Annotated in this window: 20 protein-coding genes; 13 read left to right on the top strand and 7 right to left on the bottom strand. The window is 63.1% G+C overall.

All coding sequences use genetic code 11. From position 1 onward, the window contains the following. Window positions 1-50: 50 nt before the first annotated feature. The 3 genes from PSELUDRAFT_RS18605 to tsaD form a co-directional block, all read right to left on the bottom strand. Window positions 51-1,178, bottom strand: a complete 1,128-nt coding sequence (locus PSELUDRAFT_RS18605) for a M14-type cytosolic carboxypeptidase (RefSeq protein ID WP_088968238.1) — start codon at window positions 1,176-1,178, stop codon at window positions 51-53. An 80-nt stretch (window positions 1,179-1,258) separates the two neighbouring features. Then, window positions 1,259-3,178 (bottom strand): ATP-binding cassette domain-containing protein, encoded by a 1,920-nt coding sequence (locus tag PSELUDRAFT_RS18600; protein ID WP_088968237.1) that lies wholly within the window; start codon window positions 3,176-3,178, stop codon window positions 1,259-1,261. A gap of 142 nt (window positions 3,179-3,320) precedes the next feature. Continuing rightward, the gene (tsaD, locus tag PSELUDRAFT_RS18595; protein WP_088968236.1) at window positions 3,321-4,346 is read right to left on the bottom strand and encodes a tRNA (adenosine(37)-N6)-threonylcarbamoyltransferase complex transferase subunit TsaD; all 1,026 of its coding nucleotides are present in this window, start codon (window positions 4,344-4,346) and stop codon (window positions 3,321-3,323) included. Window positions 4,347-4,451: 105 nt separating this feature from the next. Here tsaD and PSELUDRAFT_RS18590 point away from each other — a divergent pair, with 105 nt between their 5' ends. The 13 genes from PSELUDRAFT_RS18590 to PSELUDRAFT_RS18530 all read left to right on the top strand — a co-directional run bounded on the left by PSELUDRAFT_RS18590 (window position 4,452) and on the right by PSELUDRAFT_RS18530 (window position 16,506). After that, complete coding sequence (locus tag PSELUDRAFT_RS18590; RefSeq protein ID WP_088968235.1) at window positions 4,452-4,871, top strand: OsmC family protein; 420 nt, start codon at window positions 4,452-4,454, stop codon at window positions 4,869-4,871. A 332-nt stretch (window positions 4,872-5,203) separates the two neighbouring features. Further along, window positions 5,204-5,611, top strand: coding sequence for a flagellar basal body rod protein FlgB (flgB, locus tag PSELUDRAFT_RS18585; protein ID WP_088968234.1), 408 nt, complete (start codon window positions 5,204-5,206; stop codon window positions 5,609-5,611). A gap of 2 nt (window positions 5,612-5,613) precedes the next feature. Then, on the top strand, window positions 5,614-6,024 hold the full coding sequence (gene flgC / locus PSELUDRAFT_RS18580; protein WP_088968233.1) for a flagellar basal body rod protein FlgC: 411 nt from the start codon (window positions 5,614-5,616) through the stop codon (window positions 6,022-6,024). 20 nt (window positions 6,025-6,044) lie between these two features. Then, a complete protein-coding gene (locus tag PSELUDRAFT_RS18575) occupies window positions 6,045-6,737 on the top strand; it encodes a flagellar hook assembly protein FlgD (RefSeq protein ID WP_088968232.1) in 693 nt (230 codons plus the stop codon). A gap of 19 nt (window positions 6,738-6,756) precedes the next feature. Beyond that, on the top strand, window positions 6,757-8,058 hold the full coding sequence (gene flgE, locus PSELUDRAFT_RS18570; protein WP_088968231.1) for a flagellar hook protein FlgE: 1,302 nt from the start codon (window positions 6,757-6,759) through the stop codon (window positions 8,056-8,058). A gap of 26 nt (window positions 8,059-8,084) precedes the next feature. Then, complete coding sequence (locus tag PSELUDRAFT_RS18565; RefSeq protein WP_088968230.1) at window positions 8,085-8,822, top strand: flagellar basal body rod protein FlgF; 738 nt, start codon at window positions 8,085-8,087, stop codon at window positions 8,820-8,822. Window positions 8,823-8,847: 25 nt separating this feature from the next. Further along, a complete protein-coding gene (flgG, locus tag PSELUDRAFT_RS18560) occupies window positions 8,848-9,627 on the top strand; it encodes a flagellar basal-body rod protein FlgG (protein ID WP_088968229.1) in 780 nt (259 codons plus the stop codon). Window positions 9,628-9,669: 42 nt separating this feature from the next. After that, window positions 9,670-10,350, top strand: a complete 681-nt coding sequence (locus PSELUDRAFT_RS18555; protein WP_088968228.1) for a flagellar basal body L-ring protein FlgH — start codon at window positions 9,670-9,672, stop codon at window positions 10,348-10,350. 14 nt (window positions 10,351-10,364) lie between these two features. Beyond that, the gene (locus tag PSELUDRAFT_RS18550) at window positions 10,365-11,462 is read left to right on the top strand and encodes a flagellar basal body P-ring protein FlgI (protein WP_088968227.1); all 1,098 of its coding nucleotides are present in this window, start codon (window positions 10,365-10,367) and stop codon (window positions 11,460-11,462) included. A gap of 99 nt (window positions 11,463-11,561) precedes the next feature. After that, complete coding sequence (flgJ, locus tag PSELUDRAFT_RS18545) at window positions 11,562-12,479, top strand: flagellar assembly peptidoglycan hydrolase FlgJ (protein ID WP_088968226.1); 918 nt, start codon at window positions 11,562-11,564, stop codon at window positions 12,477-12,479. Window positions 12,480-12,544: 65 nt separating this feature from the next. Then, on the top strand, window positions 12,545-14,530 hold the full coding sequence (gene flgK, locus PSELUDRAFT_RS18540) for a flagellar hook-associated protein FlgK (RefSeq protein ID WP_088968225.1): 1,986 nt from the start codon (window positions 12,545-12,547) through the stop codon (window positions 14,528-14,530). Window positions 14,531-14,544: 14 nt separating this feature from the next. Further along, entirely contained in the window at window positions 14,545-15,714 is a 1,170-nt protein-coding gene (gene flgL, locus PSELUDRAFT_RS18535; protein WP_088968224.1) for a flagellar hook-associated protein FlgL, read from the top strand. A gap of 60 nt (window positions 15,715-15,774) precedes the next feature. Then, on the top strand, window positions 15,775-16,506 hold the full coding sequence (locus PSELUDRAFT_RS18530; RefSeq protein ID WP_088968223.1) for a pseudouridine synthase: 732 nt from the start codon (window positions 15,775-15,777) through the stop codon (window positions 16,504-16,506). A gap of 75 nt (window positions 16,507-16,581) precedes the next feature. Here the strand turns inward: PSELUDRAFT_RS18530 and PSELUDRAFT_RS18525 are convergent, their stop codons facing one another. The 4 genes from PSELUDRAFT_RS18525 to PSELUDRAFT_RS18510 all read right to left on the bottom strand — a co-directional run bounded on the left by PSELUDRAFT_RS18525 (window position 16,582) and on the right by PSELUDRAFT_RS18510 (window position 23,991). Then, the gene (locus PSELUDRAFT_RS18525; protein ID WP_088968222.1) at window positions 16,582-17,745 is read right to left on the bottom strand and encodes an HD-GYP domain-containing protein; all 1,164 of its coding nucleotides are present in this window, start codon (window positions 17,743-17,745) and stop codon (window positions 16,582-16,584) included. A gap of 37 nt (window positions 17,746-17,782) precedes the next feature. Further along, window positions 17,783-18,943 (bottom strand): HD-GYP domain-containing protein, encoded by a 1,161-nt coding sequence (locus PSELUDRAFT_RS18520; protein WP_088968221.1) that lies wholly within the window; start codon window positions 18,941-18,943, stop codon window positions 17,783-17,785. Window positions 18,944-19,021: 78 nt separating this feature from the next. Continuing rightward, window positions 19,022-22,972, bottom strand: coding sequence for an ATP-dependent RNA helicase HrpA (gene hrpA / locus PSELUDRAFT_RS18515; RefSeq protein WP_088968220.1), 3,951 nt, complete (start codon window positions 22,970-22,972; stop codon window positions 19,022-19,024). Window positions 22,973-23,250: 278 nt separating this feature from the next. Beyond that, window positions 23,251-23,991 (bottom strand): hypothetical protein, encoded by a 741-nt coding sequence (locus PSELUDRAFT_RS18510; protein ID WP_157725179.1) that lies wholly within the window; start codon window positions 23,989-23,991, stop codon window positions 23,251-23,253. Between the last annotated feature and the right edge of the window lie 168 nt (window positions 23,992-24,159).

Below are 24,159 nucleotides of genomic sequence, written 5' to 3'. Positions count from 1 at the left end.
CCACAAAAAAACGCCGGCTTGGCCGGCGTTTTTCTTTGTGCAGACTTCGCTTAGCGCAGTTCCTGCAGGATGCCGTAGATGGCGGACAGTGCAGCTTCGCCCAGGCGCAGGCTGCGCTGGCCGTTCCAGCCGTAGTCGTCGTCCGGCAGGTTGTCGTTGTCCTTGAACGGCATTTCCAGGGTATAGGCCAGGCACTTGAACTGCTCGCCCACCCAGGCGGTGGCCATGCTCAGGTTGGCCGCACCCGGCGCATCCTTGTCGTAGCCGTACTCGTCCTGGAAGTCGGGCGACGCCAGGCGCAGCAGGTGCTTGAACTTGTCTTCCAGCTTCGCCATGCGCTCGTCGTAGCTCGGTACGCCCTCGGTGCCGGCTACGAAGATGTAGGGGATGGTCTCGTCGCCATGGATGTCCAGGAACAGGTCCACGCCGGTTTCCAGCATCTTGTTGCGCACGTGGAATACTTCCGGGCTGGCTTCCTCGCTCGGGGTCAGCCATTCGCGGTTCAGGTTGGCACCGGCGGCGTTGGTGCGCAGGTTGCCCAGCACCGAGCCGTCCGGGTTCATGTTCGGCACGATGTAGAAGGTGGCGCGGTCCAGCAGCGCGCGCGAGGTCGGGTCCTGCGGGTCCAGCAGGCGGGTGATCAGGCCCTCGGTGAACCACTCGGCCATGGTTTCGCCCGGGTGCTGGCGCGCGGTGATCCAGATCTTGAGATCGGATTCCACCTGGTGGCCGATGGTCAGCAGGTTGATGTCGCGCTGCTGCACGGTGAAGCCCAGGTCGGATACCTGGCACAGGCCGGAGCTTTGCGCCATGCCGATCAGGTTCAGGTGCTGCTCGTGCGAGTAGGGCTCGAAGTAGGCGTAGTAGATGCTGTCCGCCAGCGGCGCATGCTCGATGACCAGCTGCTTGCCTTCCACGCGGGTGGGGACGCGGAACCAGTTCATGCGGTCGTAGGAGGCCACGGCCTGGTAGCCTTCCCAGCTGGATGGGTAGGCGGTTTCGTCCAGATTCAGGAAGCGCAGCGTGCAAGTTTCGTAGGCAGCGCCCTGCAGGCGGAAGTAGAACCACTGCGCGAAGTCCGAGGCGTTGTCCTTGCGGATACGCAGCTGGATGTCGTCAAAACCGGTGGCGGAAACTACCTCGATACTGCCGGCATCGAAATTACAGCTGATTTTCATTGGGTGCATCCTTCCTGATCAAGGTCGGCATTGTAGACCGCCTTGCCGTCGCCGTCATGGTTGGCCGCAAGGCTATTGCGTTACAGCGCGTACTGCTGTTCCAGTTGTTCCAGCTCTTCCTGCAGCGACAGCCAGTCCAGCTCGATTTCCTCCAGCTGGCTGCTCACTTCGCCCTGGCGCTTCACGCTGTCGCCCAGCTGCTGGCGGTTGGCGTCATTGTAGGCATCCTCGGATGACAAAAAGGCTTCCAGCTGCGTCTTTTCCTGCGTCAGCGCTGCCATGCTCTTTTCCAGCTTGGCGAGCTTGTTCAGTAGCGGTTTTTTCGCTGCCGACAGCTTCTGCCGCGCTTCGGCCTCCTGCCGCTTCTGTTCCTTGCGGCCAACGTTCTGCGCGTCGCCGCCGGACGGGCGCGCGTCCTGGCCCTGTTGTGCCAGCTGCGCCAGGCGCCACTGGCGATAGTCTTCCAGGTCGCCGTCGAAGGCTTGCACGCCGCCGTCCGCCACCAGCCAGAAATCGTCGGTGGTGGCTTCCAGCAGTGCGCGGTCGTGCGATACCACCACCAGCGCGCCGGCAAAGTCCTGCAGCGCCATGGTCAGCGCGTGGCGCATTTCCAGGTCCAGGTGGTTGGTCGGTTCATCCAGCAGCAGCAGGTTGGGCTTCTGCCACACGATCAGTGCCAGCGCCAGCCGCGATTTTTCGCCGCCGGACATCGGCCCCACCGGGTCGGTGACGTTGTCGCCGCGGAAGTTGAAGCCGCCAAGGAAGTTGCGCAGTTCCTGCTCGCGCACTTCCGGCGCCAGCTTCTGCATATGCCACAGCGGCGATTCGTCCGGGCGCAGCGTATCCAGCTGGTGCTGGGCGAAGTAGCCGATTTTCAGCATCTGCGCGCGGATCAGCTCGCCGCCCTGCGGCGCCAGTTCGGCGGCCAGCAGCTTCACCAGCGTGGATTTGCCGGCGCCGTTCACACCCAGCAGGCCGATGCGGCTGCCGGCCATCACCGACAGGTTGATGCGCTGCAGGATGGGCGTGGTGCCGTAGCCGACGTTGATGCCATCCAGCCGCAGCAGCGGGTTGGGCAGGTTGTCCGGGGTATCGAAATGGAAGTCGAACGGCGAGGCGATGTGGGCCGGGGCGATGCGCTCCAGCTTTTCCAGCGCCTTGACGCGGCTCTGCGCCTGGCGCGCCTTGCTGGCCTTGGCCTTGAAGCGGGTGATGAACGATTCCAGGTGGGCGATTTCGCGCTGCTGCTTCTCGAAGGCGCCCTGCTGCCGCGACAGCTTCTCGGCGCGCATCACCTCGAACTGGCTGTAGTTGCCGGTGTAGAGCGTCAGGCTCTGCGCCGCCACTTCCACGATGTGGCTGGTCACGCTGTCGAGGAAGTCGCGGTCGTGCGAGATCACCAGCAGGGTGCCGGGGTAGGCCTTGAGCCAGTCCTCCAGCCACAGCACCGTTTCCAGGTCCAGGTGGTTGGTGGGTTCGTCCAGCAGCAGCAGGTCGGAGCGGCACATCAGTGCCTGCGCCAGGTTGAGACGCATGCGCCAGCCGCCGGAGAACTCCGCCACCGGGCGCTGCTGCGCGTCCTCGCTGAAGCCCAGGCCGGTGAGCAGCCGCGCGGCGCGCGACGGCGCGGCGTAGCCGTCAACGCGCGCCAGTTCCTCGTGCAGGTGGCCGATGGCGTGGCCGTCGCCATGTTGTTCGGCTGCGGCCAACTGTTGTTCCAGGCTGCGCAGCTCGGCATCGCCATCCAGCACGTAGTCCAGCGCGCTGCGCTGCAGCGCCGGGGTTTCCTGTGCCACGTGCGCCATGGTCCAGTGTGCCGGCACGATGGCATCGCCGCTTTCGGCATGCAGTTCACCGCGCAGCAGCGCGAACAGGCTGGACTTGCCGGCGCCGTTGGCGCCGACCATGCCGACCTTGTTGCCGGGGTTGATGGTGAGGTTGGCCGCAAGCAGCAATTCTTTCAGGCCGCGGCGCAGGGTGAGGTTCTTTAGCTGGATCATGGTTATCGTTTTGCCACGGCGGCACAGGGCTGCGCACGCAAAAAGTGTGCTGGCTGTGCAGCTGCGGGTTGCGCATTGCTGCGGATGTCGGGTGTACGAAGCGGAGGCTTTCGTGCGCTCAGTATGCTTGTGTGGCGAATCATCACACCGCCGGCAGGCTGGACAAATCCCAGCGCGGTTTGACCGTAAAACCGCCGGCCGGCTGCGCGTGCTGCAGGCGCATGGCGCCGGCGAAGGCGATCATGGCGCCGTTGTCGGTGCACAGCTTCAGTGGCGGGTAGTACACCGCGAACTTGCGGCGTTTGGCTGCCGCATCCAGCGCCGCGCGCAGCTGCTTGTTGGCGCCCACGCCGCCGGCCACCACCAGCTGCTTCATGCCGGTCTGCTTCAGCGCCTGCTGGCACTTGGTCACCAATACTTCGACGATTGCTTCCTGGAAGGCGCGGCAGATGTCCTTGCGCGCCTGCTCGTCAATGCTGCCGTGTTCTGCCTGCACCTGCTTGCTCAGCGTCAAGACCGCGGTCTTGAGGCCGGAGAAGCTCATGTCCAGGTCGCCGGAGCGCAGCATCGGCCGCGGCAGGGTGAAGCGCGTCGGATCGCCTTCTTCCGCCAGCTTCGACAGTAGCGGGCCGCCGGGGTAGGGCAGGCCGAGCAGCTTGGCGGTTTTGTCGAAGGCTTCACCGGCGGCATCGTCCAGTGTCTCGCCGAGGATTTCGTACTGGCCCACGCCGCGCACCGCCATGATCTGGGTGTGGCCGCCGGAGACCAGCAGCGCCAGGAAGGGGAACTCCGGCCGCGGTTCGGCCAGCAGCGGCGACAGCAGGTGGCCCTCCAGGTGGTGCACCGGAATCACCGGCTTGCCCAGGCCAAAGGCCAGCGCGTTGGCGAAGCTGGCGCCCACCAGCAGCGCACCGCCCAGGCCGGGGCCCTGGGTGAAGGCGATGGCGTCGATGTCCTGCAGGGTAATGCCGGCCTCGGCGAGGCAGGCGTCGGTGAGTGGGCGGATGCGGCGGATGTGGTCGCGGCTGGCCAGCTCCGGCACCACGCCGCCGTACTCGGCGTGCATGGCCATCTGGCTGTGCAGCTGGTCGGCCACCAGGCCGCGTTCGGTGTCGTAGAGCGCGACGCCGGTTTCGTCGCAGGACGATTCAATACCGAGAACAAGCATTATCTGGCTTCAAAACAAATCAATCTTTCCATTTTACCGGTGATTCTTTGTCGGCCCAAATCGGCGATGTTAGGCTAGGCGCCTTGTTTCACGCGGAGAACAACAATGAAGGCAAGACTGAAGTGGGTGGATGGCGTGTGTTTCATGGGCGAAACCGGCAGCGGCCACGCGGTGGTGATGGATGGCGCGCCGGAAGGCGGCGGCCGCAACCTGGGCCCGCGCCCGATGGAACTGCTGCTGCTGGGTACCGCCGGCTGCACCAGCTACGACGTGATCAACATCCTGAAGAAATCGCGCCAGGACGTGCGTGACTGCTGGGTGGAGATGGAGGCCGACCGCGCCGAGGTTGATCCCAAAGTGTTCACCCGCATTCATTTCCACTTCGTGGTGGTTGGCCGCGGCCTGAAGCCGGAAGTGGTGGAGCGTGCCATCTCGCTGTCGGCAGACAAGTATTGCTCGGCGTCCATCATGCTGGGCAAGACTGCCGATATCACGCACGACTTCGAGATTCGCGACGACGCTTGATGCGGTTGGCCGCAAGCCGCTACGGTATGCCTGATACTACCGGATCCGGCTGACGGGCCGCCCCTGCCTGGCTCTGGCAGCGGCAGCCTTGCTGTTTTCTTCCCCATCTCTCCGCCCTTGCCTTGCAAGGGAGCCTCGCGGCGCGCGGGGTCTGCAACGCCACCGGCAAACGGTGGCGTTTTTCATGGGCGGCAGGCGGCAAAACTTGCCGTTGCCGCTGTTGCCGCCGCCGGCAGCCATCGGCAGAAGCCTGATTTTCTTGACCCCAATTGCAAAAAATTGTTGGCACGGATCGTGCTTTAGTTGCGGCATTCCACCGGGGGTGATGTGTCATGTTGAACAAGATGTCCGAGCAACTCGACTTTCTGCAGCATTCGCTCGATCTGCGAGCCAAGCGCGCGGAAGTCATTGCCAGCAACATCGCCAACGCCGACACCCCGGGCTACAAGGCTGTCGATTTCGATTTTGCCGAGGCACTGCAGGCACAGACCTCGGGGCAGGGCGGCTCGCTGCAGATGACGCAGACCGATGGCCGCCATCTCGCCGGCCAGGCACTGCCGGGCAGCGGCGGCCAGCTGCAGTACCGCAGCGCCGTGCAGCGCAGTATCGACGGCAACTCGGTGGATATGGATATCGAGCGTTCGGCCTTTACCGACAACGCGCTCAAGTACCAAAGCACGCTGACATTCCTCAGCAAGCGCATCAGCAACCTGATGGATGCCATCAAAGGCGGTCAATAATCATGTCCCTGTCCAACGTTTTCAACATTGCCGGCTCCGCGCTCACTGCGCAATCCATGCGCCTGAACCTGGTGGCCAGCAATATCGCCAACGCGGAAAGCTCCACCAGCTCCACCGGTCAGCCGTACCGCGCCCGGCACATCATGTTCACCGCCACGCCGGTTGTCGCCGACATGCCGCAGGTGGCCGGGGTGCGTGCCACCGCCGTGGTGGAAGACACCACGCCTTTTCGCATGAAGTATCAGCCGGGCCACCCGCTGGCAGATGAAAACGGCTACGTGAAGATGTCCAACGTGAACCTGGTGGAAGAGATGGCGGACATGATCTCCGCCTCCCGCTCCTACCAGACCAACGTGGAAATCGTGAATACCGCCAAGACCCTGCTGCAGAAAACCCTGCAGCTGGGCCAGTAAGTTGAAGTAGGGAGGGCGTCATGACCACTATTGCCAACTCGGGTTTTACCCAGTCACAACTGGACCAGATCAACGGTACCAGCAGCTCGTCTTCGACCCAGGCCAACCTGACCTCGGCCGAGGAAATCCAGAACCGCTTCCTGAAGCTGCTCACCACGCAGATCCAGGCGCAGGATCCGCTGAACCCGATGGACAACAGCCAGATGACCTCGCAGATGTCGCAGATCAGCATGGTGTCCGGTCTGGAAAAGCTCAATGCCACGCTGCAGTCGATGATGGATTCGCAGGCGTCCAGCCAGTCGATGGCGGCCACCAATGTGCTGGGCAAGAAGGTGCTGGCGGCCGGCAATGACATCAATCTGCAGCAGAGCAGCGCGGCCGGCATGCTGAAACTGGCAGGCCCGGCGGACAAGATCTCGGTGGATATTACCGACAGCAGCGGCAACATCGTCCGTAGCCTGAGCCTGCCGGCGGCAGGTTCTGCCGGCATGGTCAGCTACACCTGGGATGGCAAGGACAAGAACGGCAATCTGCTGGCTGATGGCAGTTACAGTGTGAATGTCACTGCCAGCAGCTCCGGCACCGCGGTGACAGCCACCCCGTTGCAGGGCTACCTGGTAAGTGCAGTGGCATTCGACACCGGCAAACCGCAGTTGCTGCTTTCATCCGGACAGCGCGTCAGCATGTCGGATGTGCAACTGATTACCGAATAAGCAGGGCGAGGAGACAATCATGGGTTTTCAGCAGGGTTTGAGCGGTCTGAGCGCTGCCAGCAAGGAACTGGATGTTATCGGTAACAACGTGGCCAACGCCAACACCGTCGGCTTCAAACAGTCGCGCGCCGAGTTTGCCGATCTCTACGCCAACAGCCTGACGGCGATCAGCAACACCCAGGTGGGTATCGGTGTGCAGACCGTCAACGTAGTGCAGAACTTTTTCCAGGGTAACGTTACCACCACGCAGAACCCGCTGGACCTGGCGATATCCGGCCCGGGTTTCTTCCAGGTGAACTCTGCGGAAAGCGGTCTCGGTGTAGCGGCCTACACCCGTAATGGCCAGTTCAAGCTGAACAAGGACGGCTACTTCGAGAACAACGGTTATTTCCTGACGGGCTATCAGCTGGATGACTTCGGTAATGAAATCGGCGCGGAAGGGCCGTTGAATATCCAGAACCTTGCCCAAGGTGTCGCCAAGGCAACCAGCAATGTGAACTGGAACTTCAACCTGGATGCCAGCTCCACCTCGACACCGCCAATTGCCACCCAGGCAAACGGTGGCTACGATGTGCCGGACCCGGCGGTGCGCGGCTCCTACTCCTACACCAATACCACTAAGTTTTTTGACAACCTGGGCTCTGCGCACTCGCTGACAATCTATTTTGTGAAGCGGCCGGCTACCCCGCCTGCCACGCAACCCAATACCTGGGATGTATTCCGCCAGGTCGATGGCGGGACGATTACCAATGACGATGGCACGGCTGCACCTGCTGTAGGTAATACGCCAACCCAGATCAGCTTTGATAGCCTGGGCCAGCTGCAGAACACGCCGGTGACTTTCCAGCTCACCGCCGCCCAGACTGGGCTTCCTTTGGCTAATCCGGTAGTGGTGCATCTGGATGGCACTACCCAGTATGCCGGCCAGTTTGCGGTAACCAGTGTCAGCAATGATGGCTTCCCGCTGGGTAACCTGGCCAGCGTGGGTGTTGGCAGCGATGGCCTGGTGACGGCGCGTTTCTCCAACGGCTACGTGAAGAACATCGGCCACGTCAAAATCTACAACTTCGTCAACCCGGAAGGCCTGCGCCCGGTGGGCAACAACCGTTGGCTGTATACCAGCGATGCCGGCGCCAAGACGGTGGGCAGCCCGGACTCCACCGGCTTGGGTGCGCTGCAGTCGGGCGCGCTGGAAGATTCCAACGTGGATACCACCGCCGAGCTGGTGAACATGATTACCGCCCAGCGCTTCTACCAGGCCAATGCGCAGACCATCAAGACCGAAGACTCGATCCTGCAGACCCTGCTGAACCTGCGTTAATACGTCGCATTGAAGGTGTGAACTGAATGGACAAGATGCTGTACCTGGCGATGAACGGCGCCAAGCATGTCGACCTGCAGCAGGCGACCACGGCCAACAACCTGGCCAACGTTCACACCACCGGCTTCAAGGCCGACCTGGTGGCGTTCCGCGCGCTGCCGGTGGTGGGCGATGGCGCACCGACCCGCGTCTACCAGGTGGACAACACCGTGGGGCACAACTTGTCGCAGGGCGCATTGCAGCAGACCGGCAATGATTTCGATTTTGCACTGTCCACACCGGGTTTTTTTGCCGTTCAGTTGCCGGACGGCAGTGAAGCCTATACCCGCGGCGGCGGCTTCGAGCTGGACGCCAGCGGCACCATGCGTACCCGTTCCGGCCTGGTGATCAACGGTCAGACCGGCCCGCTGCAGATTCCGGAAGGTAGCAAGGTGGTGGTGCGCGAAGATGGCACGGTATTTGCTGATCCGGGCAGCGGCGGTGCCCTGCAGGAAGTGGGCACCATCAAGCTGGTGAACCCGCCGGCCGGCAGCGTGTACAAGGGCGACGATGGCCTGTTCCGTCAGAACGACGGCCAGGATGCCGATGCCGACCCGGCAGTGCACGTGCGCAGCGGTTTTCTGGAAGCCAGTAATGTGAACGCCGTGGATGGTCTGGTCGAGATGATCAACCATTCCAAACAGTACGAGCTGAATGTCCGCATGATGCAGACCGCGGACCAGGATGCGCGTCAGGCGACCGAGATCCTGACGCTGAACGGTTAACGACAAGAATTAGGAAAACACCACCATGATGCGTTCGCTTTACATCGGCAAGACCGGTATGGAGTCCAGCCAGTTTCGCCTGGATGTGATCTCCAACAACCTGGCCAACGTGGGGACCAAGGCGTTCAAGCGCAGCAGTGCGGTGTTTCAGGACCTGATGTACCAGACCCTGCGCGAGCCGGGTTCGCGACTGCAAACCGGCGAGGAGCTGCCTACCGGCCTGCATATCGGCCTGGGCTCCGCGCCCACGGCAACCGCGCGCTCGCATACCCAGGGCAGCCTGTCCACTTCCGGCAACGTATTCGACCTGGCCATCAATGGCCGCGGCTTCTTCAAGGTAACGCTGCCGGATGGCGAAACCGGCTACACCCGCGATGGCGAATTCCAGCGCGGCGCCACCGGCCGTCTGGAAACCTCGGAAGGCTACCCGCTGCAGCCGGAGCTGACCGTGCCGGACGGCACCGGCTTCCAGGTGGCGGAAGACGGCACCGTGTCCTACATTCCGGCGGGCAGTTCCGCTCGCGCCGATATCGGCCAGCTGCAGCTGGCGGATTTCATCAACCCGGCCGGCCTCGAATCGCTGGGCGGCAACCTTTACCGCGAAACCACCGCATCCGGTGCGCCGATTGCCGGTACCGGCGGGCTGCAGAACTTCGGCACCATCAAGTCCGGCTTCCTGGAGGAATCCAACGTCAACGTGGCGGAGGAGCTGGTGGGCATGATTCAGGCGCAGCGCGCCTATGAAATGAACTCGCGTTCGATCAAGACCTCGGATGAAATGCTGCAGCGTCTGACGCAGATGTAAGAACCGGCTGCAAGCGGCTTGAGTTCCAGTTAAGGCAAGATCATGAAAAAACTGCTGCCGATGTTGATCGTTACTGTGTTGCTGACCGCATGCAGCACGCAATCGCAACCGATCACCCAGCAACCGATGTCGCTGCGGCCACAGCCGCCGGCGATGCCGGTGCCGTCGCAGGGCGCCATCTTCCAGGCTGGCAGCTTCCAGCCCTTCTTCGAGGACAAGGTGCCATTGCGGGTGGGGGACATCCTCACGGTGACCATCAGCGAAAACACCACCTCCTCCAACAAGGAAGACTCCACCGGCAGCCGCTCCAGCAACGTCAACGGCTCGATCGGCGCAGGCCTGTCGCTGCCCTTCGTGCCGGGCGCGCTGGAGAAGAAACTGGCCGGTACCAGCCTTAGCGGCAGTGGTTCCGGCAGCGAGTCTGGCAAGACCAGCAATACCACCAGCAACCAGTTCCAGGCCACCATCACCGTGACGGTGATCGATGTCTACCCCAACGGCAACCTGCTGGTGAGCGGCGAGAAGCAGATCAAGATCAACAGCGAGCATGAGTTCGTGCGCCTGTCCGGCGTGGTCAACCCGCGCGATATCAAGCAGGATCGCACCATCGATTCCACCCGCCTGGCGGATGCGCGGGTCGAAGAGCTCAACCAGGGGCGCAACCGTCTGTACAACGACACCGGTTGGCTGCAGAAGATTTTCCTGTCGGTGATGCCGTTCTGATGCGAGCAATGACCATGAAACGATTGATGCTGGCATTGCTGCTGGCCGTGCTGTGCATGGATGCCGGTGCTGCGCAGCGGCTGAAGGAGCTGGCGGCGGTGGCCGGGGTGCGTTCCAACCCCTTGCTGGGCTATGGCCTGGTGGTGGGTCTGGATGGCAGTGGCGACAAGTCCAACTCCTCGCCGTTCACCACCCAGTCGCTGACCAATATGCTGAACCAGCTGGGGGTGCAGGTGCCGGTAGGGACCAAGCTGGACCCGAAGAACGTGGCGGCAGTGTCGCTGACGGCGGTGATGCCGCCGTTTGCGCGCCGCGGCCAACCTTTGGATATCACCGTGTCCTCGATTGGCGACGCCAAGAGCCTGAAGGGCGGCACGCTGCTGATGTCGCCGCTGAAAGGGGCGGATGGCCAGATCTACGCGCTGGCGCAGGGTAATGTGGTGGTCGGCGGTGCCGGCGCCTCTGCCGGCGGCAGCAAGGCGCAGGTCAACCAGCTGAGCGTTGGCCGCATCCCGTCCGGCGGCTCGGTGGAGCGCGAAGTGCCCAATGCCTTTGTCGGCAGCGAGGTGGTGATGCTCAATCTGCTGGAGTCGGATTTCACCACCGCCAACCACGTGGTGCAGGCCATCAACCGCGAAGTGGGCAGCGGCACCGCCCGCGCGCTGGACGGCGCCACGGTGGAAGTGCACGCGCCGATGGATAGCGACAGCCGCATCCAGTTCCTGTCGCGGCTGGAGAACATCTCGGTGGAGCCGGGCGAAGAGAACCCGCTGGTGATCATCAATGCCCGCACCGGCTCCATCGTGATGAACAAGGCGGTAAAGCTGGACCCGTGCGCGATAGCCCACGGCAACCTGTCGGTTACCGTGAACAACACGCCTAACGTGAGCCAGCCGCCGCCGCTCAGTGGCGGCAATACCGTTACCACCAACCAGGCAAATATTGCCGTCAAGGCCGATGGCGGCAAGGTACTCAACCTGCCGCGCAGCGCCAACCTGTCGCAGGTGGTCAATGCGCTGAATACCCTGGGCGCCACGCCGCAGGACCTGGTTTCCATCCTGCAGGCGATGAAGTCCGCCGGCTCGCTGAAGGCCGATCTGCAAATCATCTGATTGCCGGGTTTCGGGCCAATTGTAAAAGGCACCTGCGGGTGCCTTTTACAATTGGCCCGATTCTTGCTGTAAGGGGGTATTGATTCCGGAGTTTGCCGCATGTCCCTGTCTGCCTCGTCCAATCGCCTGGTAATGGACCCGTCCGCCACCGATGCCTTAGCCGATCTGTCGCGCAAGGACCCGAAGACGGCGATGAAGGCCGTTGCCGGCCAGTTCGAGGCCCTGCTGCTCAACCAGCTGATGTCCGCCATGCGCGAAAACCCGCTGGGCGGGGAGGACGATTCGTCGGAGATGTCCACCTACCGCGGCATGTACGACGAGCAGCTGGTGCAGGGCATGGAGCAGAACGGCGGGATGGGGCTGAGCGACATGCTGAGCAAGCAATTGTTGCGGGCGGCAAATCTGTCCGACGAGCAGCAAGTTCTGCCGCCGGCAAGTTCATCGTTGCCGGTGCCGGTGTCCAGCGCGCGCCTGCAGCAGGCATACGGTTTGCCGGCCAGCAGCGCGGCGAGCACGGCAACTACGGCGAGCACCGCGGATGCTGCGGCCAACCTGCCGGCGGACAAACAGGCTTTCGTGGCGGCGCTGCTGCCGTCGGCACAGCGTGCCGCGGCCAAGCTAGGGGTAAGCCCGGACGTGCTGGTGGCCCACGCCGCGCTGGAAACCGGCTGGGGCCAGCGCATGCTGCGCCAGCCGGATGGCCAGAACAGTTTCAACCTGTTCGGTATCAAGGCCGGCGGCAGCTGGCAGGGCGGCACCGTTGCCGCGCTGACCACCGAATACCAGGCCGGCAAGGCGAAGAAGCAGGTGGATAATTTCCGGGCATACCAGTCCTATGCCCAGGCATTTGATGACTACGCGCAGTTGATCGAAAACAACCCGCGCTACCGGCAGGCCCTGAATCAGGGGTCGGATTTCGGCGCTTACGCACAGGCGCTGCAGCAGGGTGGCTATGCCACCGACCCGGCCTATGCCGCCAAGCTGCAGTCTGTCGCCAAGTACGTGGCGGCGCTTTAAGACTTCACATCTGAAGACTTCAAATCTGCCTGAAGCTGCCGATATAAAGAAGTAAGGAGAGAACGATGAACCTGTTGAGCTTGGGCGCTTCCGGGCTTGCGGCATCCAGGGTGAACCTGGATACCACCAGCCACAATATCAGTAACGTGAATACTGAGGGCTACTCGCGCCAGGTGGTTTCCCAGCAGGCCAATCTGCCGCTGTACAGCGGTTTTGGCTACCTGGGGCAGGGGGTCAGCATTTCCAGCGTCAGCCGCATGTTCGACCAGTTCACGGAAGACCAGCTGCGTACCTCCAATGCCAACATCAGTTCACTGCAGGCGCAGAAGAACTCGCTGGGCACCATCGACAACATGCTCACCGACAGCAAGACCGGCATCATGGCCTCGGTGCAGGATTTCTTTACCGCCATGCAGACCGCTGCGGCCAACCCTACCTCGATTGCCACCCGCCAGGTGGTGCTGAGCCAGGGGCAGGCACTGGTGGACCGCTTCCAGACCACCAACACCCAGATCGAAGAGATGCGGCAGAGCCTGCGCAGCACGGTGCAGGCTAATGTGCAGCAGATCAACACCCTGGCCGGCAATATCGCCAATATCAACAAGCAGATCACCATTCTGAGCGGCAATGGTAGTGCGGCCAACACCCCGAATGACCTGCTGGATCAGCGGGACAAGATGGTTCAGGACCTGAGCAAGCTGATCAACGTCAGCGTGGTGCAGTCCAATGATGGCAACTACAACGTCATCCTCGACAATGGCTCGTCGCTGGTGGTGGGGACCCAGGCGGGTTCGCTGGCCACCCAGTCTACCCAGAGTTCCATCAACGTGTTTTTCAATGCGGTGGATATCGGCAACCAGGTCAATGGGCAATCGGTGCCTATCGTCTATAGCGATCTGCGCGGTGGAGAGTTGCAGGGCAATCTGCAACTGCTGGGGCAGGATATTCCGCGGGTACAGATCGACCTGGGCAACCTGGCGGTCGAGTTTACCGATGCAGTCAACCGCCAACATGAGCTGGGGGTGGATCTGACCGGTAGTTACGAGCCGGCGCCAACCCAGAACTATCTGGACCCGGTAGCGAATACCGGCCCCTATGTGGCACAGGCCGGTGGTCTGTTCCAGGACTTGAGTGCCGAGCGTACACAGGCCGAGCAGGCGACTTCCATCACGCAGGAAGCGCTGGCCATGCAACTGGCGGTGGCGCATATGGCGGTAAAGGTGGGTAACCCGGCGCAGCTGGCCATGTCTTCCGGTGTGGTGGCAGTGGCGGGAACCAACCCGGATGGCTCGCTGGTACAGCCGCAGATTACCGGGGTGTGGCAAGAAGCCTATCTGCACCAGGACAATGCCACGCCGTTCGTGGGCAAGGAGGCCAACGCACGACTGGTGGATGTGCTGCCGGCGCCGTCTACCGGCTTGCCCAATGCCGGTTCGATCCAGATTCCGTTCAATGCGACCACCAATCCGGTGTTCGGCACCCCCACGGTAACCGTTCCCGGTTTTACGTGTACCGCGGTGACCAAGTCCACGACCCAGCAGGGCGTGTGGGAGTTCGAGATGACCTCGCCGACCAATCAAACGGTCAAGCTGGCGTTCAAGGCGGAGAACATGCCGCTGAGTGGCACCCAGACCCTGACGATTCAGGCCAGGAATCCGGCAACGGATGGCGTGAACGGCATGGACAACAACAATATGCTGGCCATGAACCAGATGCAGTCGCAACCGATTCTGGCCAGTACCAAGACCAGCAGCACGTCGTTGTACCCCAAGATCACCGACCCGGGCTTTACCCGCACCTCGACGATGGAGGTGTTCTTTGCGCAGACGGTGAGCTATGTCGGTACCCGCGGCAGTATTACCAATACCCAGCTGTCGGCGCAGCAGAACCTCAACGTGGAAATCAATGCCAAGAAACAGAGTCTGTCCGGGGTGAGCCTGGATGAAGAGGCATCGAACCTGGTGAAATTCCAGCAGGCCTACCAGGCTTCCAGCAAGGTGATTCAAATGGCCCAGGATACGTTCAAGACCCTTCTTGACGCCATCTCCTGACCTGAGGACTTGTCATGAGAATCTCGACGACTTCCCAATTCAGTTTGGGTGTGTTCTACATGCAGCAAAAGCAGGACACCCTGCAGCAGCTGTATCAGCAGATATCCAGCCAGCAGCGCGTTATCAACGCCGCCGATGATCCGGCTGCGGCATCGCAGGCGGTTGAAGTCACTGCGACTGCCAACCGTAATGACCGCTTTGTGAGCAATGCGTCGCTGGCGTATGACCAGCTGTCCATTTCCGACAGTACGCTGCAGAGCGTGTCGGACGCGATAACGAGTATTCGTGAACTGGCGGTGCAGGCAGGCAAGCCCACGCTGTCGACAACCGACAGGGCCGCAATGCGCAGCCAGCTGGTTGAGGATACGAAGAACCTTGTCGGGCTGTTGAACGCCACCAGTGCGGAAGGCAATTATATTTTTGGCGGTACCGCGACTGGCAGCAAGCCTTTCGACGTGCAGTGGGACCCGGCCATCAAGATTACCTACCAGGGCAATACCCAGCGCCAGGAGGTGGCCATTGGCACTTCGCGTACCCTGGCATTGACCGAGCCCGGCAATATGGTGGGCGGTTCGACCAGCGTGGTGCCGAATCTGACTACCCCGCTGGCGGCCGTTCCCGCCAGCCCGCCGGCGGTACCGAATGCCTTGCCTGCGGTGACAGTGGACCCGGATACCTTTACCAATGGCAACCAGCTGTTCCAGGCCATCTCCCGTCTCGATCAGCTGCTGCGCACCGGCCCCAATGACCCGGCCAGCACGGCGGCGTTTGATCGCATGCTGTACCAGTCACAGCAGGCACCGGTACCGAATCAGTTCCAGCCGTATCAGGACTTTGCCAACCGCCCGGATTGGCAACCAATAATCCAGCAGACTGGCAGCAGCGGCGCCGCTTACTATTCCAAAGGTATGGAGGCTGTATTGAGCGGGCTGGATGCCGGCTTCGAACAGGTGGTGTCGGTGAATACCGTCATCGGCTCGCGCATGAATGCCGCCCAGACGGTGAAGGATATCGGCGGTGCGCAGTCAATCAATTACTCGACACGGCTGGAGCAACTGGTGGGCCTGGGGCAGGATGCCTATGTGAAGGCCATTTCCGATTACCAGGCGGCGGTGACTTCGCTGCAGGCATCGCAGCAGACCTTCTCCGGCATCAGCAAGCTGTCGCTGTTCAACTACCTGTAAGCCCGGCTCGCCGGTTAATGGTATGATGCCGCCCTTTGTCGGCATGGCAGTGGGAGATATATGGAGACGGTGCGTTTGTCCAAACGCCTGGCGGAAATGGGCGTCTGCTCGCGTCGCGAAGCGGATGTCTATATCGAAAAGGGCTGGGTGAAGGTCAACGGCGCGGTAGCCGTGCTGGGGCAGAAAGTCGGCCCGGACGACCATATCGTGGTGGACAAGCAGGCGCTGGCGGCACAGTCGCAGCGCGTCACCATCCTGCTCAACAAGCCGGTGGGCTATGTCTCCGGCCAGGCCGAGGATGGCTACCAGCCGGCCGCGGTGCTGATCCGCCCGGAAACCCACTGGAGCGGCGACCGCAGCAATCACCGCTTCTCGCGAGACCATCTGAAAGGGCTGGCGCCGGCCGGCCGCCTGGACATCGATTCGGTGGGCCTGCTGGTACTGACCCAGGATGGCCGTGTGGCCAAGGAAATCATCGGCGAGAATTCCGAGGTGGAAAAGGAATACCTGGTGCGGGTGGAAGGCGAATTGAACGCCGACGGCCTGCGACTGCTGAATCACGGCCTGTCGCTGGATGGCGAGGCACTGCTGCCGGCCAAGGTGTGGTGGCAGAACCAGGATCAGCTGCGCTTCATCCTGCGCGAGGGCAAGAAGCGCCAGATCCGCCGCATGTGCGAACTGGTGGGCCTGCGCGTGGTGGGCCTCAAGCGCATCCGTATCGGCAGCATCATGCTGGGCGATCTGCCTACCGGGCAGTGGCGCTACCTGGCCGAGGACGAGCGCTTCGGCTGAGGCTTGCGGCCAACCTTGAGCATTGAAAAAACCTGCCGGCGGCAGGTTTTTTCGTTGCTGGCGTCAGAGAGTCTTTCAGCCCCACAGCTTCACCAGGAAGGCAGGGCGGATGCCGGCTTCCTTCTGCGATACCGGGCCGCTGATGGCGTACTCGCTGAGCGCGGTATTGCGCGGTAGCGGTTCGCCGTACATGTCGCCGCTGCCGGCGCGCACCGCCGCTACGCGCGGCGTGTTGCCGCGGCCTTCCGGCGGGCGCTGCACCACCACCGCGATTTCGCCGTTGACCAGGCGCACGAAGCTGCCAGGCGGGTAGATGCCGATTTCCTTGATCAGCAGTGCCACGAAGCGCGAGTCGAAGGCGCTGAAGTCGCCACGGTACAGCTTGCCCAGCGCCACTGACGGCAGGTGGCCGGGGCGGTGCGCATGGGTGGTCATCAGCGCGGTCAGCACGTCGGTGAGGTGAATCAGGTGCGCACCCGGGTCGATCTGCTCCTTGCTCAGGCCATACGGGTAGCCGCCGCCGTTCCAGTCTTCGTGATGCTGCTGCACCAGCAGGTGCCAGCGTTCGTCCTCCACTTTCAGATCGCGCAGGATGGCGGAGGTGAGCAGCGGGTGGGCATACATCTCCGAGCGCTGTTCCTCGTTCATCGGCTCCTGCTGCCGATCCAGCTCGGTGTGCAGCATGGTGGCGGAGATGTTCATGGTCAGCGCCGCGCACAGCAGTACGTGGTGTTCGGCACGCGGCAGGTTCAGCCGCTTGCCGAGGATGGCCAGCACGGCGGCAGTATGCAGGCTGTGGGTGCTGCCGTAGTCGCGTGCCGGCGCCAGCAGACAGGCGGCGATCAGGCCGTCCGGATGCTGCTGGGCGAGGCGGATCAGGCTGTCCGCCACGTGGCTGATTTCCAGCTCGAAATGGCGGAACTCGAAAAAGCGGTTCAGCAGGCCGGATACCTTGTGCGACAGCCGATCCATTTCCAGTATCGGGTTGCTGTTGCGGTTGGCCTGCTCGCGGCGTTCCTGCTCCTGCTTCTCACGGCGCTCGCGCAGCTCTTTTTCCACCAGCGCGGCGCGGTCGTGGCTGGTCAGGTGGCCATGTTCCACCAGGCGCTGTTTCTGCTCCTGGGTCAGTACATAGTGACCCTGCTTGATGAACAGCATGCCGTTCTTGGCGAACACATCGGCGGGAATCTTGCCGATGTTGATCATGTTGGCTGTCAGCGGGTTGGCGGGCTTGCTCATGTCGGTGTTGCCTTATGGCACGGCTGGATGGTCGGCATTACTGATCGTGCGGCAGCAGCGGCGTGATGCGCTGGCGTTTCCACAGGCTGGCCAGGTACTGCGGCCGGATGCCGATCTGTTGTTGATCCAGGGCGTGCATGATCTTGTATTGGCTCTTGCTGGCTTCGCGTAGCTGCGGCTTGCTGTAGGAGGCGCCGTCGTTGCTGCGCAGCGCGGCCACGCAGGGGGCGTTGGCGCGGTTGCGGCGTTGCAGTACCACGCCCATTTCCTGGTTGGCCAGCCGCACGAAGCAGCCTGGCGGGTAGATGCCCAGCTCCTTTACCAGCAGCGAGGTCAGGTGGTGGTCGAAGGATTTGTCCGCCTCCAGGAATACGCTGGCCAGCGCCTTGTTGGGTTTCAGCGCCGCCCGGTAGCCGCGCGGTGCCAGTTTGGCGGCGGTGACATCGGCCAGGTGCAGCAGGTGCGACAGCGTCTCGATGTGCTCGCGGCCGAGGCCGTAGGGGTAGCCGCTGCCGTTCCATTGTTCGTGGTGGGTCTGCACCAGCTGGTGCCACAGCTCGTCATGCACGTTCAGTTCGCGCAGCATGGCGGATGACAACAGCGGATGCGCCTCGATCTGTTGCTTCTGTTCGTCGCTCAGCGGTTTGCGCTGGTGGTGCAGATTGTCCATCAGCGAGGCAATCGACAGGTTCATGGTCAGCGCGGCGCACAGCAGGCTGTTCTTCACCTCCGGCGGCAGGTCCAGCTTGCCCGCCAGCATGGTCAGGATGATGACCACGTGCACGCTGTGCGCGGCGGCGTATTTGTTCACCGGCACCAGCAGCACCGCGGCCAGCATGCCGTCCGGCGCCCGCTGGGTAAACGCGGCCAGCCGGTTGGCCAGCGCGCGCACCCGCTGCTCGAAGCCCTGCGAACTCAGGCCGGCGCCCAGCAGGTAATCCAGGTGCCGCGCGGCATGCTGGACTTCCTCGAACGGGCTGAAATCGCCGATGCGCGCCAGATCGCTTTCCACCGGCGCCATGTGGCCGCCCGGCACGGTAACGCCCATGCGCACCAGCCGTTCGCGCTGGCTCTCGCTCAGCACGTAGTGGCCTTTTTTCAGCAACAGCAGGCCATTACGTGTATACACGTTCTCCTGCAGGGCTTCTCCCACCCTGAAGGCCTGGTTCAGTACTGGCGCGTTGTCCGGTTTAGCCATGGCATCGATATGTAAGCGAGTGCAGCAATACTATTCTGATTCTGGCACAAATGCGCGTGGGGACCGTGCCGTACTGTATTAATAATTGCGCGGCAATTCGTCCCATAGCTTCACTAGCCGTTTCATCGACACCGGATACGGAGTCTTGAGCTCCTGGGCGAATAAACTCACGCGTAATTCCTCGATATGCCAGCGGTACGCCTGCAGTTCGGCCGAAGGTTGGCCGCGTGCGGTTTCTTCCGCCATGCGCGCCTCCCATTTCGCCCAGACATCGCGAATCTCCGCGCCACGCTGGCCATCGCGCTGGGCGTTGGTGGGCTGCTTGTCCATGCGCAGGCTCATCGCCTTCATATAGCGCGGCAGCTGCGGCAGTTGTGGCCACGGTGTCACGGCAAGAAAGCCCTTGTACACCAGGCGGCCCAGCTGCTGGTTAAGCTCGAAGCCCAGCTTGTGCTTTTGCAGCCTGGGCGCCAGCGCCTGGTATTCGGCGGCGATCTGGTTCAGGTAGCTGGTCACTGCCTGCGTCACCGCCGGCAGGCGGGTGCGTGCGCGCGATTTCTGCTCGTTGAAGGCTTTTTCATTGCGCGGCAGCTCGTCGTCGCCGATGAAGGCGCGGTCGCAGATGGCGGCAATCGCATCCTGCAGCAGCTCGTCCACATTGCACACCGTGCGCAGCTGCAGGCCCAGCTGGGTCATGCCTGGCAGGCCCTTGCCCAGCTGCTTCATGTGTTCCTTCAACTGGTACTGCAGCAGGCGCACCACGCCCTGGCGGTGCGCATGGTTGGCCGCACCCTCGGTATCGAACAGGCGGATCGCCACGTGTTCGCCCTTGCCGTCGTTTTCCAGCGTCAGCGCCGGAAAGCCGGTGAGCTGCTGGCGGCCACGGGCGAACTGGATCGCCTGCGGCAGTTCGCCGAAGTCCCAGGCTTCCACATGATCGCGTTCGAATTCGGCGCTGGTGTCGCGGAAGGTGAGCTGCGCCGCCTGGCCGAACTGCTTCTGCAGCGCGATCAGGTCGCGGCCCATGCCGATCTCCTGTTTGCCGTCGTCGATGATGCGGAAGTTGAACTGCAGGTGCGGCGGCAGCTCCACGGTATCGAACTCCAGCGGGTCCACCTTCACGCCGCCGGTCTCGCGCAGGATGAAGTGCGCCAGTTGCGGGGCGATCGGCTTGAACTGATCCGGGTTGGTCAGCAGGAAGCGGGTAACGAAGTCCGGCACCGGCACGCAGCTGCGGCGAATCTGCTTGGGCAGGCTCTTGATCATGGCCTGCAGCTTGTCGCGGATCATGCCCGGCACCAGCCATTCGAACTCGGCCGGCTCCAGCGTGTTCAGCGCCGCCAGCGGCAGGTCGATGGTGACGCCGTCCAGCGGGTGGTTCGGCTCGAAACGGTAGCGCAGGCGGCAGCGGCTGCCGGCCAGCTCGCGGTATTCCGGGAACTGGGTTTCCGACACATTTTCGGCGGTGTGGCGCATCAGTTCCTCGCGGGTGAGGAACAGCAGCTTGGGGTTGGCCGCTTCCGCGTCCTTGCGCCAGGCTTCAAAGCTGGCGGCATCCACCACGTCGGCCGGAATGCGCTCGGCGTAGAAGGCGAACAGCGCCTCTTCATCCACCAGCACGTCCTGGCGGCGTGCCTTGTGCTCCAGTTGCTCCACCTCGCGGATCAGCTGCTGGTTGCGCTGGAAGAACGGCGCATTGCTGACGTATTCCATGGCCACCAGCGCGCCGCGGATGAATAGCTCGCGCGCCTCCTCCGGTGCGATGCGGCCGTAGCTTACCGGGCGGCGGGCGATCAGCGTCAGGCTGAACAGGGTCACGCGTTCGCTGGCCACCACCTCGCCGCGCGACTTTTCCCAGTGCGGGTCGAAGTGATGCAGTTTCACCAGGTGCGGCGCCACGTCCTCCACCCAGTCCGGCTCCACGCGCGCCACGCAGCGGGCGTACAGCTTGGTGGTTTCCACCAGCTCGGCGGCCATCAGCCACTTCGGGCGAGCCTTTTTCAGGCCGGAGCCGGGGAACATCAAAAAGCTGCCGCCGCGCGCGCCGTTGTAGTCGTCGCCTTCCTGCGACTTCATGCCGAGATTGCCGATCAGGCCGGTGAGCAGCGCCTTGTGCAGCTTCTCGTAGGCCAGTGCTTCGGCCTGTGCGCGCTTCTTCGGCGTGGCTTCGCCGCCGGTTGCGGCTGCCGGTGCATGCGCCGCCTCGCGCTCGATCAGGTTCATGTCGGCGGCAATCTCCGCCAGCTGCGCGTGCAGCTCGCGCCATTCGCGCATGCGCAGGTGCGACAGGAAGTGCTGGTGACACAGGTTCACCAGCTGGCGGTTGCTCTGCTTGTTGCTCAGCGCGTCGGCAAAGAAGTCCCACAGATGCAGGAAGGACAGGAAATCGGATTTTTCGTCGCTGAAGCGGGCATGGGCGCGGTCGGCGGCCTCGCGTGCCTCGAACGGCCGCTCGCGCGGGTCCTGCACCGACAGCGCGGCGGCGATGATCAGCACCTCGCGCACGCAGTGGTGCTCGCGGCCGGCCAGCAGCATGCGGCCAACCTTCGGGTCCACCGGAATGCGCGCCAGCTCCTTGCCCACCTGGGTGAGCTGCAGCGCCTCGTCCACCGCGCCCAGCTCCTGCAGCGCCTGGTAGCCGTCGGCGATCAGTCGGCTGGACGGCGGTTCGATGAAGGGGAACTGGTCCACCTGGCCCAGGCGCAGCGCCGCCATGCGCAGGATCACCGCCGCCAGGCTGCTGCGCACGATTTCCGGGTCGGTAAACGCGCCACGGGCGTTGAAGTCGGCCTCGTCGTACAGCCGCACGCAGACACCGGCTTCCACCCGGCCACAGCGGCCGGCACGCTGGCGCGCGGCGGCCTGCGAGATCTTCTCCACCTGCAGCTGTTCCACCTTGGCGCGCGGGCTGTAGCGCTTGATGCGCGCGAGGCCGGTGTCGATCACGTACTTGATGCCGGGCACGGTGAGCGAGGTTTCCGCCACGTTGGTGGCCAGCACGATGCGGCGGCCGCCGGAGGGCTTGAAGATCTTCTGTTGGTCCTCGTTGGACAGCCGCGCGAACAGCGGCAGCACCTCGTAGTGGCGGATGCCGCTGCGGCGCAGCTTGTCGGCGGTGTCGCGGATCTCGCGCTCGCCGGGCAGGAAGACCAGCATGTCGCCGGGGCCGTGACGCGAGATTTCCTCCACCGCCTCGACGATGGCGTCTTCCATCTCCATTTCGCGCTCGTCTTCGTCGCGCTGCTTCAGCGGGCGGTAGCGCACTTCCACCGGGTAGGTACGGCCGGAAACCTCGATCACCGGCGCGTTATTGAAGTGGCGGGCGAAGCGGTCGGCGTCGATGGTGGCCGAGGTGATGATCACTTTCAGGTCCGGCCGGCGAGGCAGCAACTGCTTCAGGTAGCCCAGCAGGAAGTCGATGTTGAGGCTGCGCTCGTGCGCCTCGTCGATGATGATGGTGTCGTAGGCTTCCAGGTGGCGGTCGGTCTGCGTTTCCGCCAGCAGGATGCCGTCGGTCATCAGTTTGATGACGCTGCGCTCCGACAGCTTGTCGGTGAAGCGCACCTTGAAACCGACGTGGTTGCCCAGCTCGCTGCCCAGCTCCTGCGCGATGCGGGTGGCTACCGAACGGGCGGCAAGCCGGCGCGGCTGGGTGTGGCCAATCAGCCCGTACACGCCGCGGCCCAGCTCCAGGCAGATTTTGGGCAGCTGCGTGGTTTTGCCGGAGCCGGTTTCGCCGCAGATGATCACCACCTGGTTGGCGGCAATCGCCGCCTTGATGTCGTCCAGCTTCTGGTTGACCGGCAGCGCGTCGTCGAAGCTCGGCCTGGGCAGATGCTGGGCGCGCACCGCGGCGCGGCTGGCGGATTTGGCGATCTGTGCGGCGATGTCGGCCAGCAGGCGGTCTGCCGGCTGCTGGCGCTTGCTGCGCTGCTCGGCGTCGGCCAGCTTGCGCTTCAGGCCATAGCGGTCGCGGATCAGGCAGGTGGACAGGGCGGCTTTGAGTTCGGGCAGGGTGGGGGTGGTCATGCGGCGGGCAAAGAACGTGAATTCGGCAAAGCCGGCAGTATAGCAGAGCGCCTCGCCGCGCCAGGCAAGGTGATACGGCTCAAAACGATGCGGCCAACCTTAGAGTGTGTTCACGATCTAGCGAGCTAGGGCGAGACAAGGCGAAAACGGCTGAGGAAGCGGAGTTGACATGAAGTCAATGAGCATTCCGAAGACGTTTTCAACGCGGTATCGCCGAAGCGCAGCAGATCGTGAACATGCTCTTAGGGGTTGGCCGCAAGCGGATAGCGCCTGCCGCGTCAGGCTGCCGCCTGGCCGCTGCTGTTTGTGCCGCCATCGGCGGTGGTGGTGCTGCCATCATTGCTGCCGCTGTTGTCCGGCAGGGTAATCGGCCCGTTGGCCGGCAGGCCGTCCTTGGACCAGCGGTCGAACTCGGCCATGATCGTGTCGTAGGTCTGCTTGCTGATGTCCGGCAGTGCGCCGCCCAGCGCCGCCTTGGCGTCGTCAAAGCCCTTGCTCACCGCCTGGCGCACCGCATCTAGCCGGCTGGGGTCGTCGCCTATCATGCTGCGGGCAAAGCTGAGGATGCGCTGCGCGGTGTTCTTCACGCCGAATTCGCCATCCGGGGCGATGGCCGCCTGCGCCGCCTTGATGGTCTGCGGGTCGGCGCTCAGGTGTTGTTCACCGCTGATGACCTTGCTCCACTCCAGCCCCTGCTTCTGCAGCATACCGCCCAGCATCTGCATGAATTCGCTGACCTTGCGGTCGGACTCTTCCAGCATGGCGGCCAGATCCTGCGGGCCTTGCGTGGCGGGTGTGGCCGCCGTTGCCGCCGTGCCCGCTGCATCCGGGTCGGCAGGCGTGGCCGGGGTGGCGCCTGGCTTGCCGTAGGTAAGCGGGGCCTGCTCATCCTGCGTCTGGCTCAGGGTAACCCGTTCCTGCTGTACCGCCTGCTTCTCCTCCGCCCTGGCCTTGGCGGCGGTGCTGACCAGCTGCCCAGGCGGCATGAACCCGGCAGAGTTGATGCGTGAAACGTCCATGATCCGGCTCCGGCAAGGCGTGACGATACTTATTTATCGTTCACCGGCAGGGGTTTTGCCGGCATTCTCTGGCTGGTGTCGGCGCGGTTTGTCGTCATCGCATTGCGCCGCGTGGTTTTGAAACAGATATTTATTGCTGGATGATGGATGTTATTGGAATTGATTGAA

It is taken from the genome of Vogesella sp. LIG4, from assembly GCF_900090205.1.
Lineage (GTDB): Bacteria > Pseudomonadota > Gammaproteobacteria > Burkholderiales > Chromobacteriaceae > Vogesella.
The sequence above is the reverse complement of the archived record's forward strand: the minus strand, read 5'-3'. Positions and strand labels throughout refer to the sequence as shown.

Excerpts from the sequence above, each read along its gene's own strand:
- PSELUDRAFT_RS18555 (WP_088968228.1), top strand. The coding sequence starts at position 9,670 with ATGAAAAAACTGCTGCCGATGTTGATCGTTACTGTGTTGCTGACCGCA.
- PSELUDRAFT_RS18520 (WP_088968221.1), bottom strand. The coding sequence starts at position 18,943 with ATGGCTAAACCGGACAACGCGCCAGTACTGAACCAGGCCTTCAGGGTG.
- PSELUDRAFT_RS18600 (WP_088968237.1), bottom strand. The coding sequence starts at position 3,178 with ATGATCCAGCTAAAGAACCTCACCCTGCGCCGCGGCCTGAAAGAATTG.
- flgE (WP_088968231.1), top strand. The coding sequence starts at position 6,757 with ATGGGTTTTCAGCAGGGTTTGAGCGGTCTGAGCGCTGCCAGCAAGGAA.
- flgK (WP_088968225.1), top strand. The coding sequence starts at position 12,545 with ATGAACCTGTTGAGCTTGGGCGCTTCCGGGCTTGCGGCATCCAGGGTG.
- tsaD (WP_088968236.1), bottom strand. The coding sequence starts at position 4,346 with ATGCTTGTTCTCGGTATTGAATCGTCCTGCGACGAAACCGGCGTCGCG.
- PSELUDRAFT_RS18565 (WP_088968230.1), top strand. The coding sequence starts at position 8,085 with ATGGACAAGATGCTGTACCTGGCGATGAACGGCGCCAAGCATGTCGAC.
- PSELUDRAFT_RS18590 (WP_088968235.1), top strand. The coding sequence starts at position 4,452 with ATGAAGGCAAGACTGAAGTGGGTGGATGGCGTGTGTTTCATGGGCGAA.
- flgL (WP_088968224.1), top strand. The coding sequence starts at position 14,545 with ATGAGAATCTCGACGACTTCCCAATTCAGTTTGGGTGTGTTCTACATG.
- flgJ (WP_088968226.1), top strand. The coding sequence starts at position 11,562 with ATGTCCCTGTCTGCCTCGTCCAATCGCCTGGTAATGGACCCGTCCGCC.
- PSELUDRAFT_RS18550 (WP_088968227.1), top strand. The coding sequence starts at position 10,365 with ATGAAACGATTGATGCTGGCATTGCTGCTGGCCGTGCTGTGCATGGAT.
- PSELUDRAFT_RS18605 (WP_088968238.1), bottom strand. The coding sequence starts at position 1,178 with ATGAAAATCAGCTGTAATTTCGATGCCGGCAGTATCGAGGTAGTTTCC.
- flgG (WP_088968229.1), top strand. The coding sequence starts at position 8,848 with ATGATGCGTTCGCTTTACATCGGCAAGACCGGTATGGAGTCCAGCCAG.
- PSELUDRAFT_RS18530 (WP_088968223.1), top strand. The coding sequence starts at position 15,775 with ATGGAGACGGTGCGTTTGTCCAAACGCCTGGCGGAAATGGGCGTCTGC.
- flgB (WP_088968234.1), top strand. The coding sequence starts at position 5,204 with ATGTTGAACAAGATGTCCGAGCAACTCGACTTTCTGCAGCATTCGCTC.
- hrpA (WP_088968220.1), bottom strand. The coding sequence starts at position 22,972 with ATGACCACCCCCACCCTGCCCGAACTCAAAGCCGCCCTGTCCACCTGC.
- flgC (WP_088968233.1), top strand. The coding sequence starts at position 5,614 with ATGTCCCTGTCCAACGTTTTCAACATTGCCGGCTCCGCGCTCACTGCG.
- PSELUDRAFT_RS18510 (WP_157725179.1), bottom strand. The coding sequence starts at position 23,991 with ATGGACGTTTCACGCATCAACTCTGCCGGGTTCATGCCGCCTGGGCAG.
- PSELUDRAFT_RS18575 (WP_088968232.1), top strand. The coding sequence starts at position 6,045 with ATGACCACTATTGCCAACTCGGGTTTTACCCAGTCACAACTGGACCAG.
- PSELUDRAFT_RS18525 (WP_088968222.1), bottom strand. The coding sequence starts at position 17,745 with ATGAGCAAGCCCGCCAACCCGCTGACAGCCAACATGATCAACATCGGC.